Annotated in this window: 11 protein-coding genes; 10 read left to right on the top strand and 1 reads right to left on the bottom strand. The window is 53.5% G+C overall.

The features are described from left to right. Nucleotides 1-48: 48 nt before the first annotated feature. From pepN to BAQU_RS03455, 6 genes are all read left to right on the top strand, one after another. Nucleotides 49-2,661, top strand: a complete 2,613-nt coding sequence (pepN, locus tag BAQU_RS03480; protein WP_094692804.1) for an aminopeptidase N — start codon at nucleotides 49-51, stop codon at nucleotides 2,659-2,661. Nucleotides 2,662-2,941: 280 nt separating this feature from the next. Then, nucleotides 2,942-4,315, top strand: a complete 1,374-nt coding sequence (gene glmM, locus BAQU_RS03475) for a phosphoglucosamine mutase (protein ID WP_094692952.1) — start codon at nucleotides 2,942-2,944, stop codon at nucleotides 4,313-4,315. 164 nt (nucleotides 4,316-4,479) lie between these two features. Beyond that, nucleotides 4,480-5,133 (top strand): peptide deformylase, encoded by a 654-nt coding sequence (locus BAQU_RS03470; RefSeq protein ID WP_094692802.1) that lies wholly within the window; start codon nucleotides 4,480-4,482, stop codon nucleotides 5,131-5,133. Between the two features lie 121 nt (nucleotides 5,134-5,254). After that, entirely contained in the window at nucleotides 5,255-6,706 is a 1,452-nt protein-coding gene (locus tag BAQU_RS03465) for an MFS transporter (protein WP_158215631.1), read from the top strand. An 86-nt stretch (nucleotides 6,707-6,792) separates the two neighbouring features. After that, entirely contained in the window at nucleotides 6,793-7,596 is an 804-nt protein-coding gene (locus BAQU_RS03460) for an SDR family oxidoreductase (RefSeq protein ID WP_094692798.1), read from the top strand. 496 nt (nucleotides 7,597-8,092) lie between these two features. Continuing rightward, the gene (locus BAQU_RS03455; RefSeq protein ID WP_244568419.1) at nucleotides 8,093-9,538 is read left to right on the top strand and encodes an MFS transporter; all 1,446 of its coding nucleotides are present in this window, start codon (nucleotides 8,093-8,095) and stop codon (nucleotides 9,536-9,538) included. Nucleotides 9,539-9,671: 133 nt separating this feature from the next. Here BAQU_RS03455 and BAQU_RS03450 read toward each other — a convergent pair whose 3' ends face one another. After that, complete coding sequence (locus BAQU_RS03450; protein WP_158215630.1) at nucleotides 9,672-10,814, bottom strand: LacI family DNA-binding transcriptional regulator; 1,143 nt, start codon at nucleotides 10,812-10,814, stop codon at nucleotides 9,672-9,674. 418 nt (nucleotides 10,815-11,232) lie between these two features. Between BAQU_RS03450 and BAQU_RS03445 the strand changes: the two genes are divergently transcribed. From BAQU_RS03445 to BAQU_RS03430, 4 genes are all read left to right on the top strand, one after another. Then, nucleotides 11,233-12,882 carry an ABC transporter substrate-binding protein gene (locus BAQU_RS03445; RefSeq protein WP_094692792.1) on the top strand — a complete coding sequence of 550 codons (1,650 nt, stop codon included), beginning with the start codon at nucleotides 11,233-11,235 and terminating at the stop codon, nucleotides 12,880-12,882. 190 nt (nucleotides 12,883-13,072) lie between these two features. After that, nucleotides 13,073-14,068 (top strand): ABC transporter permease, encoded by a 996-nt coding sequence (locus tag BAQU_RS03440; protein WP_244568418.1) that lies wholly within the window; start codon nucleotides 13,073-13,075, stop codon nucleotides 14,066-14,068. A 5-nt stretch (nucleotides 14,069-14,073) separates the two neighbouring features. Further along, nucleotides 14,074-15,108 carry an ABC transporter permease gene (locus tag BAQU_RS03435; RefSeq protein WP_094692788.1) on the top strand — a complete coding sequence of 345 codons (1,035 nt, stop codon included), beginning with the start codon at nucleotides 14,074-14,076 and terminating at the stop codon, nucleotides 15,106-15,108. Continuing rightward, nucleotides 15,105-16,766: an ABC transporter ATP-binding protein gene (locus BAQU_RS03430; RefSeq protein WP_094692786.1), complete on the top strand. Its 1,662-nt coding sequence runs from the start codon at nucleotides 15,105-15,107 to the stop codon at nucleotides 16,764-16,766. The genes BAQU_RS03435 and BAQU_RS03430 overlap by 4 nt, the downstream gene beginning before the upstream one ends. Nucleotides 16,767-16,806 lie beyond the last annotated feature (40 nt).

Here is a 16,806-nt window from a genome sequence, read left to right as displayed (position 1 = left end):
CAAAGCCAACACATTCATCATCGTGTGATGATAGTTAAGGAGTGGGGAATGCCAGGATCGAATCTGACACAGATCGAGGCTGAGGAACGGCAGGGGATAATTTCACATCCAGCATATGTGGTGTCGCTTGATGTGACGCAAGGATCAAAGACCTTCACGTCGGCCACGACGCTTACCTTCGACGCACAACCGGGAAGCAGCACTTTTCTTGATTTGATTGCGCCACAGATCGACAGCATCGTGCTTAACGGAGAGCAGTTGGATCCCGCAGTCGCCTTCAAGGACGACAGAATCGCTCTTGAGAATCTTCAAGAGCACAATCAGGTCGATGTGATCGCCACGTGCGACTATTCGCGCACAGGCGAAGGTCTGCACCGCAGCGTCGATCCAGCTGATGGCAGGATCTATCTCTATAGCCAGTTTGAGGTTCCCGATGCTCGCCGCGTATATGCAGTCTTCGATCAGCCTGATGTAAAGGCCACATTCGACTTCACGGTGGTTGCTCCAGAATCATGGACGGTTCTTTCGAATTCTCCTGCTGGCTCAGTCGAGAATCTGGCCGGCAAGACAGCCGAGGGAACGCTTGGCGATGCAGCTGCAGAGGGCATCAAGCGATGGATCTTTGAGCAGACGCCCACGATGAGCTCTTATCTGACCGCCTTCGTTGCCGGGCCGTACGCCCAGTGGACCTCTGAATATGCCAACGAGGATGGCCGCACGGTTCCCATGGGACTCTATTGCCGCCAATCCTTGAAGGATGCCTTTGACAAGGATGCCGAGTCGCTGTTCGACGTGACCAAGCGGGGGTTTGCCTTCTATGCCAAGACATGGGGCGTGCCCTATCCTTATGCCAAGTATGATCAGGTTTTCGTTCCTGAATACAACGCGGGAGCCATGGAGAACATCGCCCTCGTGACCTTGCGCGATTCCTACATCTTCGAATCCAAGGTGAGTGGCGCCGTCATCAACCGTCGCGTCGAAACCGTGCTTCACGAGCTTGCACACATGTGGTTCGGCGATCTGGTGACGATGAAGTGGTGGAATGATCTATGGCTGAACGAATCATTCGCAGAATTCATGTCTACGCTTGCCACATCCGAGGCGACCGAGCACACTGATGACTGGGCAACCTTCTGTTCCGGCGAGAAAAGCTGGGCTCTGGCCGAGGATCAGAAGCCAACCACGCATCCCATCGTGGCACCGATCCATGATCTGAACGACACCTACGTCAACTTCGATGGCATCACCTATGCCAAGGGTGCCTCAGTGTTGAAGCAGCTCGTCGCTTATGTCGGCCGCAAGAAGTTCTTCGAAGGAATCCACAGCTATCTGACCAAGCATGCCTATGGCAATGCCACACTCAACGACCTGCTTGCCGAACTTTCTCAGGCTTCCGGTCGCGATCTTGATTCCTGGTCGAAGCTGTGGCTTGAGCAGTCAGGCATCAATACGATCACTGCGGCAATCGACACTGATGCTGACGATAGGATTATCAAGGCGAAGCTTGTGCAGACGGCACCTGCAGAGTTTCCGGTATTGCGTCCGCATCGCATTGGCGTGGGATTCTATAACGCTGACAAGAGCGGCAAGATCATTCGCACCGATCGATTCGAGCTCGATATCGATGGTGAAAGCACCGAGATCAGTGACATCATCGGTCTGAAGCGTCCACAGTTCATTCTGGTGAACGATGATGATCTCACTTATACGAAACTGCGCTTTGACAAGGAATCATTGGACTTTGCCGCGGGGAATCTCTATGCCTTTGAAGATCCACTGGCTCGAGCGGTCATATGGCTCTCACTCTGGGATATGACGAGGGACGCTGAATTCCCGGCAGAGCATTTCGCAGCCCTGTCGTTGAAGGCTATTTCCACAGAAAAGCAGTCGACCACATTCCGATACGCTCTGTCTCAGATTTCGGGCGCCGTCCATTACTATGTTGCACCAACCCGCAGGGCAGCCATCATGAAACTCGTTGCCCAGAGTCTGTGGAGGCTCGTGCTTGCGGCAGAAGCCGGTTCCGACGAACAATTCCAGTTGCTCCAGGCATACCTTGGCTATGGTGTTGACGATGACTTCGAAGACAATGCCCAAGGTCTGCTGAGCGGCGAACTCACACTTGATGGCCTGGTCATCGACAACAGCCTGCGTTGGCTCATCATCCATGCACTCGCTGCCAACAACCTGATCAGTGATACGGCAATCGATGCAGAACTCGGCAGGCGCGAAACCACTGAGAATCGTGAAAAGGCATATGGTGCCAAGGCGGCACGCCCGACTGCTCAAGCGAAGAAGTGGGCGTGGACCGAAGCCTTGGATGACAATGATCTGACGAATTCCCAGATCGAAGCCATTGCGATGAGCTTCTCGCAGAATACGGATTCGCAGCTGTATAAAGACTATGTCGAGAGTTTCTTCGGCACCGTCAATTCCATCTGGAGAGATAAGTCATTCCACATTGCGGAGACACTGATTTGCCCATTGAGTGGGCAGAGCCTGTATCCTCGATTTGCCGATGCGCACCAGCTTGTTGAATTCGCAGAGCGCTGGCTCAATGAAAACAAGGATGCCGATCGTGCCCTTCGTGGCATGATCATCAAGAACCTCGACGATTCTCGTCGCGTATTGAAGGTTCAGACCTACAATTCTCAGCTCTGAACATGCATGTTGGGCGAGCTGCTGTTCATTGTGAACTTGTGGAAGTATCAACGAGTGAAATTGTTGATTTGTCGCCATGATGAGGCCAAAAATTACGGTACATACTTTCATAAGTTCACAATGAGCGGCAGTTTTCTCTCGGAGCCGGGATAAAGGGATTGTTGCTGTGCGGGTGGTGTGCGAAAAATCGCAGCACCCGCATTTTTGTCCGATGATGGACAACAATTGGTATGGTTATAACTTCGGATTCATATGAATCGTGAGCATGAAGAAGGGCAAGATGCCAAGACTTTTCGGAACTGATGGTGTGCGAGGACTGGCCAATCGAGATTTGACAGCAAGGCTTGCACTCGACTTGGGAGATGCAGCAGTTCGTGTCTTGGGCAGCCGTGACCAGACGGGTGGCAGACGCCGAGCATTGATTGGACGCGATACCCGCGTGTCTGGCGACTTTCTCGCCTCGGCTCTGGCGGCAGGCATGAGCGCCGGTGGCTTTGACGTCATCGATGTGGGTATCATCCCCACTCCTGGTATCGCATATCTTACTTCCGTGCTCAATGTCGAGATGGGTGCAGTGATATCTGCATCACACAATCCCATGCCGGACAATGGCATCAAATTCTTCGCACGCGGTGGTTTCAAGCTTCCTGATTCCAAGGAAGACGACATTGAAAAGGTGCTCGGCCAGGATTGGGAGCGTCCGACCGGCAAGGGTGTCGGCAGGGTTTCGCACGATACCGTCACCGCAACCAACAGCTATATCGAGCATCTTGTTGATGCCGTGGCACCGATGGGCGCAGACAAGACGCGCTCAAAGCCGCTTGCTGGCCTGCGCATCGTTGCTGACTGCGCCAATGGTGCCACTTCGGTTGTGGCGCCGGAAGCTTTGCGTCAGTCCGGTGCTGATGTTGTGGTCATCAATGCGTCCCCAGACGGATACAACATCAACAAGCATGCCGGATCGACTCACCCCGAGCAGTTGCAGGCGATGGTAAAGGCATCGCAAGCCGTTATGGGAGTAGCCTTCGACGGCGACGCAGACCGATGCCTTGCAGTGGATGAAGATGGCACGATGGTCAATGGTGATCAGATCATGGGCATTCTTGCGCGCGCCAAGCAGCGCGACGGCAAGCTCGCCAACAACACGCTCGTCGTGACCGTAATGAGCAATCTGGGATTGAAGCTTGCACTCAAGGACATGGGCATCGCCACAGTACAGACCGCCGTCGGCGACCGATATGTGCTGGAAGAGATGCTTCGTGGAGGATTCACCCTTGGTGGCGAGCAGTCTGGACATGTCATCAACCGCGAATTCGCCACCACCGGTGACGGCACGCTCACGGCTCTCACTCTCGCCAACGAGGTCGTACGCACGGGCAAGTCCTTGAAGCAGCTAGCCGCTGACTTTCCGCAACTGCCGCAGCAGCTGATCAACGTACCGAATGTCGACAAGCTCGCCGCCACCACCAACGCCAAAATCAAGGATGCCGTAGCACATGAGGAGCAGTTGCTCGGAGAGACTGGCCGAGTTTTGTTGCGTCCCAGTGGCACTGAGCCGTTGGTGCGTGTCATGGCCGAGGCCGAGACGCAGGAGCAGGCGGATGCAACGTGTGAGCGCCTTGCGCAGGTCGTCAAGGATGAGCTTTCGCTGTAGCTGGCGTTGTGATTAACATTCGGCTTGGCGATGCTTGGCGTGGTAACCAGCGCTGACGCAATCAACACAGTCAATCCAAGAAGTGACGTTGTTGCAGCGATGTGTGTCAGACCAAGCTGCAGCAACACACGAATCCATTACGAAAAGCAATATTTGGAGGTTCAATGTTCCCCGGTCACACCAAGCTGGATGCAAGTCTCAACACGGCAATAGATGCGATGCTGAAAGAGGCGGGGGAAGATCAGCTGCTTGGCATCGTAGAGGCCGGCGATCCAGTGCTGCGCCAACAGAGCGAGGCATATACCGGTCAGCTAGGCAAGAGAACATTCCGCAAGCTGATCGAGGCTATGCGCGTGACGATGCTCGATGCCCCAGGCGTTGGGCTTGCTGCTCCACAGGTCGGCATTGCGCTCACCTTGGCAGTGGTCGAGGATCATATTCGAGATGACGAAGACGATCCTCGAGAAATTGCTGAATTCCCCTTCCACGTCATCATCAATCCCCGATATGAGCCAATCGGAACCGAAACGCGCAGCTTCTACGAGGGTTGCCTTTCCGTTGATGGTTTTCAGGCAGTCCGAAAGCGGTGGCTTGATATCGATGCTTTCTGGATGGATGAATCCGGAAAGAAACATGAAGAGAGACTCCATGGGTGGCCGGCGCGAATCTTCCAGCATGAGACCGATCATCTCCACGGTGAGCTCTATATTGACAAGGCAGAAATCCGCAGCCTGAGTACTGGCGAGAATCTCGACGAGTACTGGGCATTCGAGGCGATTCCCCACGCAGCCTCGGAAGAACTGGGCTTTGAACTCTGATTATGTCCAGCTGAATCGAGTACGGTAGAACTCGATTGCTTGGACATTGCCATCACTGCCTTTGAGAATTCTCGGGCTTACCGCAATGGGTCGAAGCGCAATCCTAAAGGTGAGGCTCGGTATGAATGCACAAGGGCCAAGGGGGGAAACATCCATGCGTGAGGTGAGCTTACGGTCGAAAATTGCAATCTTCTCGGTCGGGTTACTGACATTTTTGGGAATTCTGACCGAGACATCCTTGACTGTGGCTTTCCCGATTCTGATGAAGCAGTTCAACGCCAGCCTTGACAGCGTTCAATGGCTGACCTCGGGCTATCTGCTCATGGTCACGGTCGTGATGTGTTCGACGGCCTATCTCAACGAGCGATTCCCAGCGCAGGCGATGTTCCGCTTCGCTGTCGTGACTTGCTTCTGCGGATCACTGCTGTGCGCCCTCGCTCCAAACCTTGCGTTGCTGATGGCGGGACGTCTGTTGCAGGCCATGGCAACCGGCGTGGCAACGCCACTGATGTATCATCTTATCTTTGAATTGGTTCCACTTCACCGTCTCGGCTTCTATGTCGGCCTTGCAGCAATGGTGGTCTCGCTGGCACCGGCCTTAGGCCCCGTATATGGTGGTATCCTTACCAACTTCATATCATGGCGCATGATTTTCTGGATACTCGTTCCTCTGATTGCGGTCTTGGCTCTCGTCGGTTTCCGATACGTTATCTTGCCAGCATCAAAGAATCCAAGACGTTTCGATGCCATAGGGCTCGCATTGCTCGCAGTAAGCATGCTTGGGCTCATCGAAGTCGTCAATCAGTGGGGCAGGATGGGAATAGCCAACTGGGGCTTCGCCATTCGATTGGTCATTACGTTCACAGCACTGGCGTTGCTGGTAGTTCATGCCATCAAGGGCAAACGTCAGATCATCAACTTTCATCTTCTCGCTCGTAGCATTGTCCGGTTGCGCGCGGCAAACTACTTCATTTTCCAGTTTGCGAATATCGGCATTTCTGTGATTCTTCCCTTGTTCTCACAAAAATATCTGGGCACGAGCGCACTCGTTGCCGGTCTGATCATGCTTCCGGGTTCGATTGCCGGCGCATTCATATCGCCGTTTGCCGGCAAAACCTATGACAAGCATGGCCCTCGCATCACCATTACTCTGGGCAATGTTTCCATGATGGTCGGCTGCGCATTGTTGTGCTGGTTCACCAAGTCCTCGACGGTGCTTACGCTGACGCTCCTTTACATGTTCATCCGAATCGGTTTCAACACCGGTTTCGGCAGCACCATGTCCGATGCGACCAAGCGCGTTGCTCCTGCAGAAAAGGGCGATGTGAACACTATGTTCAACACTTTCCAGCAATATGCGGGATCGCTCGGAACATCCGTCCTGGCTGCCGCGATAACCGCTTTCGAGGGAAGAACGAGCTCTGTGAATGCGAATGCGGCCGTTGCATCCGGCACTCAGCTCGATTTTCTCATGCTCACCGTTCTGGCCTTCTTCGGGCTGATATTCACCCTGATGACATATCGTTTGGATTCGCCGAAAGCAAAGCCCGTAATCAAAAAGGTTCAGGGGTGAGTCACACTGGATATATACAGCGAAAGCAGATGTGACAGTTGCCTCTGCGATGTATACGCTGCAACAAGCATAGTGAAGGAGTGTACATGGCTGATTCAGTGAATCAAAAAACCATAGCCAAGCCATCTGAGCCGGCAAGGCGTGCCGTCGTAACCGGAGCTTCGAGCGGTATTGGCGCCGAAACCGCGAGAACCCTGGCTGCCGATGGATGGGGTGTCGTCGCGCTCGCAAGGCGTGAGGATAAGCTCAAGGCACTTGCGGACTCCATCAAGGCGAAGGGTGGATCATGCGAATATGTGGTCTGCGATATCACGGATGAAGGTTCGACAAACGACGCCGTGAAGACCATCGTTGCTGAAGGTCCAGTCAAGGCGCTCGTAAACTGTGCTGGCGCCGCGTTCGGCAAGGATCCGGTGGCAACGGCGAATCTTGACGATTGGCGCGGCATGTATGAGCTCAATGTGCTGGGCACCCTGCGTATCATACAGAAGCTGTTGCCAACCTTGAAGGAGTCCGAAGGCACGGTTCTGATCGTTTCTTCGACGGCAGGAATCGAGCCTTATGAAGGTGGCTCAGGCTATTGCGCCTCGAAGTTTGCCGAGCGGGTGATGGCTCGGGTGCTTCGGCTGGAACAGATTGGCGAGCCAATTCGTGTTATCGATGTGTCGCCTGGCCTCGTGCAGACCGAGGAGTTCTCACTCAAGCGTTTTGGCGGCGATCACTCCAAGGCAGACAGCGTGTATGAGGGCGTCCCAGACCCGCTGCATGCCAACGACATTGCAGAATCTATCCGCTGGGCTGTTGATTTGCCTGACACGGTTGACATTGATTCGATAGTGATTCGTCCTCGTGCCGAGGGTTCATACACCAAGCTCTATCGCAAAAAATAAGCTGGAAACGGACCAAACCTCTTTTTTGGAGCGCGGATATTGAGTTTTGTTGCCTTTTTTCAGATAGACCCTCTTCAAAGGGGCATATTTCTGTACATGTTTGACGAAAATATGCCACTTTTCAATTGGTTATCTGAAAAAAGGCAACAAAACTCATAAGTTGACATCAAACAGCCACGACCAACAATCGAGATTTCAAGTTTTGCGAACTTGGCACAGTATAAACGCATGAAAATGGCTTCATCTCGGACGTAGCGAAGCCAAAAAATGCTTGTATGCCACGGCACGTTTGCAAAACTCAGCTTATAGACTCAATATGAGCTCAAAAAGTGGACTAATCCTTGAAAAGGGCATCATGCGTGTTAGGATTCTATTCCACGGCTCCCACAAGGACCATAACCATCCAGTCATCTATACTTTGTTACGGCTTCGACCACTACAAGTAGCGAATTCGCCATCGGGAAGACTTTTTTGCACGAAAACGAGAAGGGTAATCGTGTCATCTTTGTCCTCGTCGATCCAAGAATCGACATCAATATCATCACCGTCAAACAACGCAGATCGTGAGGCAGTCAAGCCTCTGAATTCTCCAGCTCGAGTCATTGCGGCAAGTCTGGTCGGAACGACCATTGAATTCTATGACTTCTATGTGTATGCAACTGCTGCGGTTCTGGTCTTTCCGAAGCTGTTCTTCCCGGTCACGAACAGCACAGCATCCCTGATGGCTTCATTCGCCGTATTCGGCGCAGCCATGGTTGCTCGTCCAATAGGTGCCGTCTTCTTTGGTCATATGGGGGATAAGTATGGCCGCAAGACTACCTTGGTGACATCGCTGCTCACCATGGGAGTCGCGACCTTCATCATCGGTTTCCTGCCAACGTACAATCACATTGGTGTTATCGCTCCAATCTTCCTGTTGCTGCTTCGTTTGACGCAAGGCTTTGCCCTTGGTGGTGAATGGTCTGGTGCCGCTCTTGTCGCTACTGAGAATGCTCCTGCAAACAAGCGTGCGTGGTATGGGACATTCCCGCAGTTGGGTGCACCGCTCGGTTTCATCGTTGCGAACGGTCTGTTCCTGATCATCAACTATGCGCTTCCGCATCCGCAGAGTTCATTGTTGCAATCAGAGGCATTCCTGAGTTGGGGTTGGAGAATTCCGTTCGTGTTCTCCGCGGTAATGGTCGCGATTGGACTCTGGGTTCGTTTGAAGCTCGTTGAATCTGAAGCCTTCAAAAAGGCGCAGCGTCAGGGTGCGATCGTCAAGATGCCGCTTGCAGACACTTTGCGGCACCATTTCAAGGCCGTGGTGCTGGGTACCTTTGCGATGCTTGCCACTTATGTGCTGTTCTATTTCATGACGACGTTCAGCCTGACCTATGGCACCGCCGCAACCAACGGGAGTCCTGCGGGACTCGGCATCACCTATACCGATTTTGTGCTGATGCAGATTGTTGGAGTGATTTTCTTTGGCATCTTTACCCTGATATCGGGTCCCTTGGCCGATTCGATGGGGCGGCGCAAACTGCTGCTTATCGTAACCGGCGTGATCATTGTATTTGGCTTGCTCTTCCCATTCTTCCTCGACGGGCGTGGAGGTCAGTCTTCAACGACGTGGGTCGCTGAGTCGTTCCTTATCATCGGATTCACCTTGATGGGCTTTACCTTCGGTCCAATGGGAGCGCTTCTTCCTGAGCTCTTCCCAACCAATGTTCGATATACCGGTTCGGCCATCGCTTATAACGTGAGTTCGATTCTTGGTGCAGCGCTTGCGCCCATCGTGGCCACGGCATTGTGGAGTGCTGCTCACGGCAGCACCTGGCTCGTCGGTGTCTATCTTGCTGGCGCGGCCGTGTTGACCCTCATCTCCCTGCTGTTTACCAAGGAAACGAAGGATATGGATTACGAGAACGACATCGCTTCAACGGAGGAAATCGGTCTCTAACATTGTGAGATTTTCGAGTTTTGTGGCAATTGTACAGTGACAAGTCTGATTTTTTGCTTGTTGGCGACGAAAAATCAACGATATTCCGTCCGTGTACTTCAAAATTGCCACAAAACTCGAAAATCTCGTGTATTCAGATATTCGTCGCTGGTCTTTTCTTCGAAATTTCGCCTTCTGAACTTTCTCGCAACAGTAACGTCACCGGAAGTTCGATTGCATAGGGTTCGGCATCGGGATTTTCGAGGCGCTGTACCATCGTGCTCACGGCGGCGCGTCCGAGATTGCGCATTGGCTGGCTGACCGTGGTGATGCGAGGCGCATTCGTTTCGGATTCCTTGATGCCGTCGAATCCGGTTACGATCACATCTTGAGGGATGCGAATGTTGCTGTCGGTCAAGGCCTTGCACACGCCGAGCGCCATCTGATCGTTTGCGCACACCAGGGCACGGGGTATCTTGTGCCTGGTCACCATGTCCAGCGTAATGGTGCGAGCCACTGTGAACGAGAATCCGGCGCGGTATATTGGCACGGTCTCGGGATTGATGTCTCGACTGCGCAAACCCTCGCAAAATCCCACATATCGTTTGTGATTGTCGGGGGAGTCGTCAGGACCAGCGATGTATGCAAAGTCATCGACATGATGTGTGTCGATAAGATGCTGCACCAGCTTGCGCATGCCCTTACGATTGCTGACACGGACCAGATCATAACCGGCCTCGTTATCCGAGGGTGCGTCCGCTACCATAACGACAGGCACGCGGCGCTTGAGGAATTCCAGGGTGGAATCGGGCACACTTCGTGCCATCACGATCAGTCCATCGACTTTTCCGGCCATTTCGCCGGCAAGTTGGGTGAGCCCCTTTTCGTTTCTGTCCAAGCCAAGATTGACCATCAGCGAGAGCCCTCGTCTCCAGGTCTCCAGCTCGCATCCTCGAAGCACCTGGTCATAATACAAGGAATCATTGCGGTGATAGTCGGTATGGTGGGTGGGATCGATTTTCACTCGTGCGTCATCGACGCTGCTCAGCGTAAAGTCCTGAAGATCGTCGAGCTCGTCAAGATTCGACATGAACAGTCCGATGACGCCGGTTCTGCGGGCGGCCAGACTCTGCGCGCTTCCGCTGGGAACATAGCCAAGTCGCTCTATAGCCCGATCGATGAGTTCGCGCGTTGCGGGACGTACGCTCTCTGGCTTTCTCAAAGCTCTTGAAACGCTCGCAATCGATACGCCGGCTTCCTTGGCCACATCGTATACAGTCGGTTTCTTGGATGACATCGTTGCCTCCATGGGAATTGATATTGACTGACGAAATGTAATCAAGGCAATGGACGAATCACGATGAATGACGTGAATTCGTTTTCATACATTTCTTACATCTGGACATCAGTGTACACATAAAAAACATGTGCTTGGTAGCGCTAACATTTCGGCGTGTCGAAATTGTATACGTTAAAAGCACTGAAATAAAGCCAATGTAAGAGCAGAAAGAAATAATATCGACTATATTTGCAAAAGCAGATGTAAGCGCATACAATTGTTTCTGCCAGTTGAATCAAAGTGGTTTTCACTGTGCCCTGAACATTGTGGTTCCTCACAATGAACAGGTCATGCCAAATGCTTTGATTGCAGCGGTGACGTGCACGTCGAGATTTCGGGTACGTCATTTGTCAACGTGGACAGGAAGAAGCGTCACATGAATACTAAACACCTAGCGGTACGCGCAGTCGCTGCCCTAGCTGCTGCCACCATGGCCATCGGCCTCGCTGCATGCGGCAGCACCGATGCACAGTCAGGAGCAGGGGGGAGCTCGTCAACTGAAATTCTCTTTGGGGGAGATAACGGCAGCCCTACCTTCACCAAGAATTTCAACCCATTCTCAAGCAGCAAGAGAACCGGTATCAACTTCATCTATGAACCATTGATGGTCGTCAACAGCATCGACGGCACGGAGAAACCATTCCTGGCGACATCTCACAAGATCGTCAATCCCAAGACCGTGGAATACACGATTCGCTCGGGTGTGAAGTGGTCGGATGGCCAGGCATTCTCCGCTGATGATGTCGTCTATACCTTCAATCTGCTGAAGACCAACAGCGCCCTTGACACGCTCGGCGTATGGCAGCACATTGCTTCCATCTCGGCCAGTGGCGACACGGTTACCTTCAATCTGAAGGACAACGACGTTCCTGCCGTCAAGATCATCGACCAGCAGCTCATCGTTCCCCAACACATCTGGAAGAGCGTCAAGGATCCGGTCAAGGACACGAATGCGACTCCTGTAGGAACCGGGCCATACAAACTCGGCACCTATACGCCGAACCAATACACTCTGACGAAGAACGCCAGTTATTGGCAGGCGGGCAAGGTTGCTGCGACTTCCATCGTTTTCCCAGCATCAAACAAGGCGCTCGACATGGTCAACAAGGGCTATGACTGGGGCTATATGTACATGAACGATGTGCAAAAGACCTGGGTTGGTGCCGACAAGCAGCACAATCACTATTGGTTCCCTCCGGGCGGCACGGTCTCGCTCTTCCCGAACCTCACGAAGACTCCATATAACAATGTCAACTTCCGTCTTGGCCTGAGCAATGCGATCGATCGTGCGGCAATCGCCAAGGATGCCGAGGAAGGCTACGTCGATGCCTCGACGCAGACCGGGCTGCTGCTTCCCAATCAGAAGTCCTGGGTCAACTCCAGCATTCCTAACAGCGGAGTCGTCAAGCAGAGCAAGACGACCGCGTTGAAGTACTTCGCCAAGGCCGGATACACCGAGAAGGGTGGCAAGCTCGTCGACAGTACCGGCAAGCAGCTGACCTTGACCGTCACGGTTCCCAGTGGATACAGTGACTGGCTTCGTGGTATTGAAACGCTGCAGACTCAGCTCAGTGCAATTGGCATCTCGGTCAAGCTCAATCAGCCACAGCCAGCTGCTTACACCCAAGCTCTGAACAATGGCGACTACGATCTGATTGTCGCGTCATTCGGTGGTACCGGCGATGTCTACACTGACTACAGCAACTTGCTCAACGGCGAGTTCTACCAGCCGGTCGGTACAGCGGCTTCGGCCAACTTCGAGCGCTACAAGAACAGCACGACCGATTCGCTGCTCGCTCAGCTCAAGGCAACATCTTCCACCACCGAACAGAAGGAGATCGTCAACCAGTTGCAAGAGGTTGTGTATAACCAGGTTCCTGTTGTCGGCATGTTCTATGGCGGTCTTTGGGGCCTGTACAGCACCAAGAAGTTCACCGGCTGGCCAACCGAGAAGAATCCTTATGCTTCGCCAAGCACATGGACGTCTCAGGTGCTGATGGTGGTGACCAACCTCAAGAAGGCCTGATTCTGGTCTCTCCTACAGATGCACATGCTCTGCTCAAGGGAATCTGGAAAGTCCACATCATTGGATTCCCCTGGGCATTGCATGTCGCCTGTTATATCCAAGGTTGCAACGCCTGACTTCACAGCGATGAGCCCGACCGCAACCGAGCTTGCAACAACCAACGTGTAACAATCAATCAAACCAACTTTCAGTGAAAGGTCATCTCGTGCGCTACTATCTCGGGAAAATCGGTCTTTTTCTGCTCACACTCTGGGCGGCAATCACCGTAAACTTCCTGTTACCCCGTATGATGCCCGGTTCTCCTGCCGACGCAGCCATCGCAAAGCTCTCACAAAATGGTCCTGTGACGCCGGAAATGCGTGCCTCAATAGAAGCGCAGCTAGGGGTGCCCACAGGCAACCCATTCCAGCAATACATTCAATATCTCAATGATGTCGTTCATCTGAACTTCGGAATCTCGTACAGCAACTTCCCACAATCGGTCTCCTCGCTCGTTTCTACAGCGTTGCCGTGGACTCTTGTGCTTGTTGGTACGGTCACCATTCTCTCCTTCATTATCGGTACCATGCTCGGTGCAGCGATGGCATGGAAGCGCGGTTCGCTCGTCGATGCGACCGGCAGTGTCTCGAGCTCATTCTTCTCGGCGTTCCCGCCATTCTGGCTTGCGCTTCTGCTGCTGTTCTTCCTTGGATACGTCGCCAAGGCCTTCCCGACATCCGGTGCATATGCAGCAACTTCGGTTCCCAACCTGTCTTGGTCGTTCCTGGTCGATGCACTGTATCATTCGATCCTTCCTGGATTGACCATCCTCATTACTTCGTTGGGCAGCTGGGTCATGGGCATGCGCAACAACATGATCAACACGCTCGGCGATGATTATGTGACCTTCGCCGAGGCGAACGGTCTTCATCAGCGCACCGTCATGCTCAGGTATGCGGCTCGAAACGCGCTGCTTCCAAACCTCACCTCATTCGGTCTGGTGCTCGGCGGTGTCGTCGGCGGTTCGTTGCTGGTTGAACAGGTGTTCAGCTATCCAGGCATCGGCATGCTGCTGTTCCAGGCAGTCACGAATCAGGACTATCCACTCATGCAGGCGTTGTTCCTGATGATCACGGTCAGTGTTCTGGTAGCCAATTTCATCGTCGATATCCTTTACGGCGTTCTCGATCCACGGACTAGGAGGTGAGTGGAATGACACAAGCACAGAATGCACATGTCACAGGAACCGCGTCAGGTAATCCTGCGAACGGCCCGGCAAGCGACAAGGACAAAGCCCTTGAAGTTGCCACGCCACCGTCAAACAAGGGCGAACACTCACAGCCACGCGCGAAGCACGATTCGGCTGATGACAACGTTCTGATCAGAGGGCTCAGGGTGGCCGGCCGCAGCTTCGCCACGGTATGGTCCGTTCCGAAGGCTCGATTCGGCATCATCCTCTTCAGCCTGATCATTCTGATAGCCATATTCGCACCTGTTTTAAGCCCTTACAATCCAAAGCAGACCGGCTTCGAAACCAATGCGCAGCCATCGCTGAGCCATCTTCTTGGCACCACGGCGAGTGGCCAGGACGTGTTCTCTCAGCTCATCTGGGGTGGACGAATCTCGGTCATGGTCGCCATGATCGCAGGCATTCTTTCCACTGCTCTCGCTGTCGTCATCGGTCTGAGCTGGGGATACATCAAGTCATTCGGCGGCGAATTCGTCGGATTCATCGTCAACCTGTTCCTTGTGATTCCGCAGCTGCCATTGATGATCGTCATCGCATCATACTTGCAGAACGGCGGTATGAAGGTGATCATCCTGGTCATTGTATTCACCGGATGGGCATGGGGCTCACGTGTGCTTCGCAGCCAGACCCAATCCCTGCGGTCACGTGACTTCGTCACTGCTGCTGCGTTCAGCGGCGACAGCGCGGCGAGAATCATCTTCCACGAGATATTCCCGAACATGCTTTCGCTCATCATCAACAACTTCTTCGGTGCCGCAACCTCTGCGGCCCTTGCGGAAGCCGGACTTGAGTTCCTTGGTCTTGGCGATTCCACAACGATCAGCTGGGGCACAATGATCTATTGGGCACAGAACAATGGGGTCATTCTCACTGGGCAGTGGGCGCTTCTGCTTGCTCCCGGTCTGATGATCGCACTTTTGGCCGTCTCCATGACCTTCATCAACTTCGGCGTTGACCGACTCAGCAATCCTCGTCTGCGTGAAGGGAGTTCACGATGAGTCTGCTTCATATTGATCATCTTTCCATCGAATACGACACACCAGGAACGGAGCCTGTCAAGGCTGTTCACGATGTGAACGTCGATCTGGAACAAGGTGAGTTCGTAGGTTTGGTCGGCGAATCAGGTTCGGGCAAGTCGACGCTGGGATTTGCAATCACGGCATTGTCACGTCCGCCTGCACGTGTGAGTGAGGGCAAGGTCATTTTTGATGGCGTTGATATCTCAACGCTGAATCAGGAGGAGCTGCGCAAGCAGCGTCGTGGCGGATTTGCAATGGTTTTGCAGTCCGGCATGAACGCACTGAACCCTGTACGCACGATTCGCAACCATTTCATGGATATCTTCAAGGCGCATGAGCATGTTCAGAAAGACAGACGCGAGGCTCGTGCAAAGGAGCTGATCGAAAAGGTCGGTCTGCCGGCGAATACCTTGAACCGTTATCCAGGCGAGCTTTCGGGCGGCATGCGTCAGCGTGTGTCCATCGCACTCGCGCTGAGTCTCGATCCGAAACTCATGGTCTTTGATGAACCGACGACGGCACTCGACGTGCTCGTCCAGCACGAGGTCATGAACACGATTCGTGAACTGCAGAAGTCAGAGGGATTCACCGCCATCCTGATCAGTCATGATCTGGGCATCGTGCTTGAATCCACCCAACGTGTGTTGGTCATGCACAATGGCCGCATCGTCGAGGATGCTTCCAGCCGTGAAATCCTTGAGCATCCGAAGGATGACTACACGAAGATGTTGCTGAGCCATTATGGCGATCCGCGTGCAGAGCATGTTTCGGTCCCAGGGCTGCGCACGCGCGAAAATGCGAATGAGGCATACAAGGAAAACGCGCATGCCGAGGATAACCGTACGGCGTTGACTGTCTCTCACATCACCAAGATATATCCTGCACACAAGCGGGGGGATGGCGAAGTCAGAGCGGTAGACGATGTGTCGTTCACCCTTGACCCAGGGCAGTCTCTGGCGCTTGTTGGCGCTTCCGGTTCCGGAAAGTCGACGATTGCGAAGATGATCACGGCTGTGGAAAACCCAACTTCGGGTGTTATCACGCTTGGCAGCAAGCATATCGAGAAGATGCATCGCGGTCGCGATTTGCGGGCCTTGCGCTCTGACATTCAGATGGTGTTCCAGGATCCCTATGCCGCGTTGAATCCGCTTCACAATGTCGAATACATTCTGAGTCGTCCGATTCTCAACTATACGAAGCTCAAGGGGAGTGCGGCCAGAAATCGCATGCTCGAACTGCTTGAATTCGTGGGGCTTACGCCGGTCGAACAGTTCGCCGCAAAGCTTCCTCATCAGCTTTCTGGAGGTCAGCGTCAGCGTGTGGTCATTGCCCGTGCGCTCGCCAGCGATCCGAAAGTGCTCATCGCCGATGAACCGGTCTCGATGCTTGACATGACGCTGCGAGCTGGAATTCTCGCGCTGCTCGACGATCTGCGCGTCCGTCTGAACGTGAGCATGCTGTATATCACGCACGATTTGTTGAGTGCGCGATTGATAACCGATAACATCATGGTGCTCAACCAAGGTCATGTTGTCGAACGTGGCGAGACTTCCAAGGTTCTGCAGCATCCGCACGATGACTATACGATTTCGCTGCTGGATGCGATTCCGAAGTTGCAGGTTGGCGAGCAGGCCTGACACAGATGATGCCGCTCGCCACAAGGAGTGGCGAGCGGCA

This window comes from Bifidobacterium aquikefiri (assembly GCF_002259795.1).
Lineage (GTDB): Bacteria > Actinomycetota > Actinomycetes > Actinomycetales > Bifidobacteriaceae > Bombiscardovia > Bombiscardovia aquikefiri.
This window is presented reverse-complemented; position numbering and strand designations above follow the sequence as displayed.

Bases quoted from the DNA above. Each gene is read 5' to 3' on its own strand.
- BAQU_RS03460 (WP_094692798.1), top strand. From the start codon at position 6,793: ATGGCTGATTCAGTGAATCAAAAAACCATAGCCAAGCCATCTGAGCCG.
- BAQU_RS03445 (WP_094692792.1), top strand. From the start codon at position 11,233: ATGAATACTAAACACCTAGCGGTACGCGCAGTCGCTGCCCTAGCTGCT.
- BAQU_RS03470 (WP_094692802.1), top strand. From the start codon at position 4,480: ATGTTCCCCGGTCACACCAAGCTGGATGCAAGTCTCAACACGGCAATA.
- BAQU_RS03450 (WP_158215630.1), bottom strand. From the start codon at position 10,814: ATGTCATCCAAGAAACCGACTGTATACGATGTGGCCAAGGAAGCCGGC.
- glmM (WP_094692952.1), top strand. From the start codon at position 2,942: ATGCCAAGACTTTTCGGAACTGATGGTGTGCGAGGACTGGCCAATCGA.
- BAQU_RS03465 (WP_158215631.1), top strand. From the start codon at position 5,255: ATGAATGCACAAGGGCCAAGGGGGGAAACATCCATGCGTGAGGTGAGC.
- BAQU_RS03430 (WP_094692786.1), top strand. From the start codon at position 15,105: ATGAGTCTGCTTCATATTGATCATCTTTCCATCGAATACGACACACCA.
- pepN (WP_094692804.1), top strand. From the start codon at position 49: ATGCCAGGATCGAATCTGACACAGATCGAGGCTGAGGAACGGCAGGGG.
- BAQU_RS03435 (WP_094692788.1), top strand. From the start codon at position 14,074: ATGACACAAGCACAGAATGCACATGTCACAGGAACCGCGTCAGGTAAT.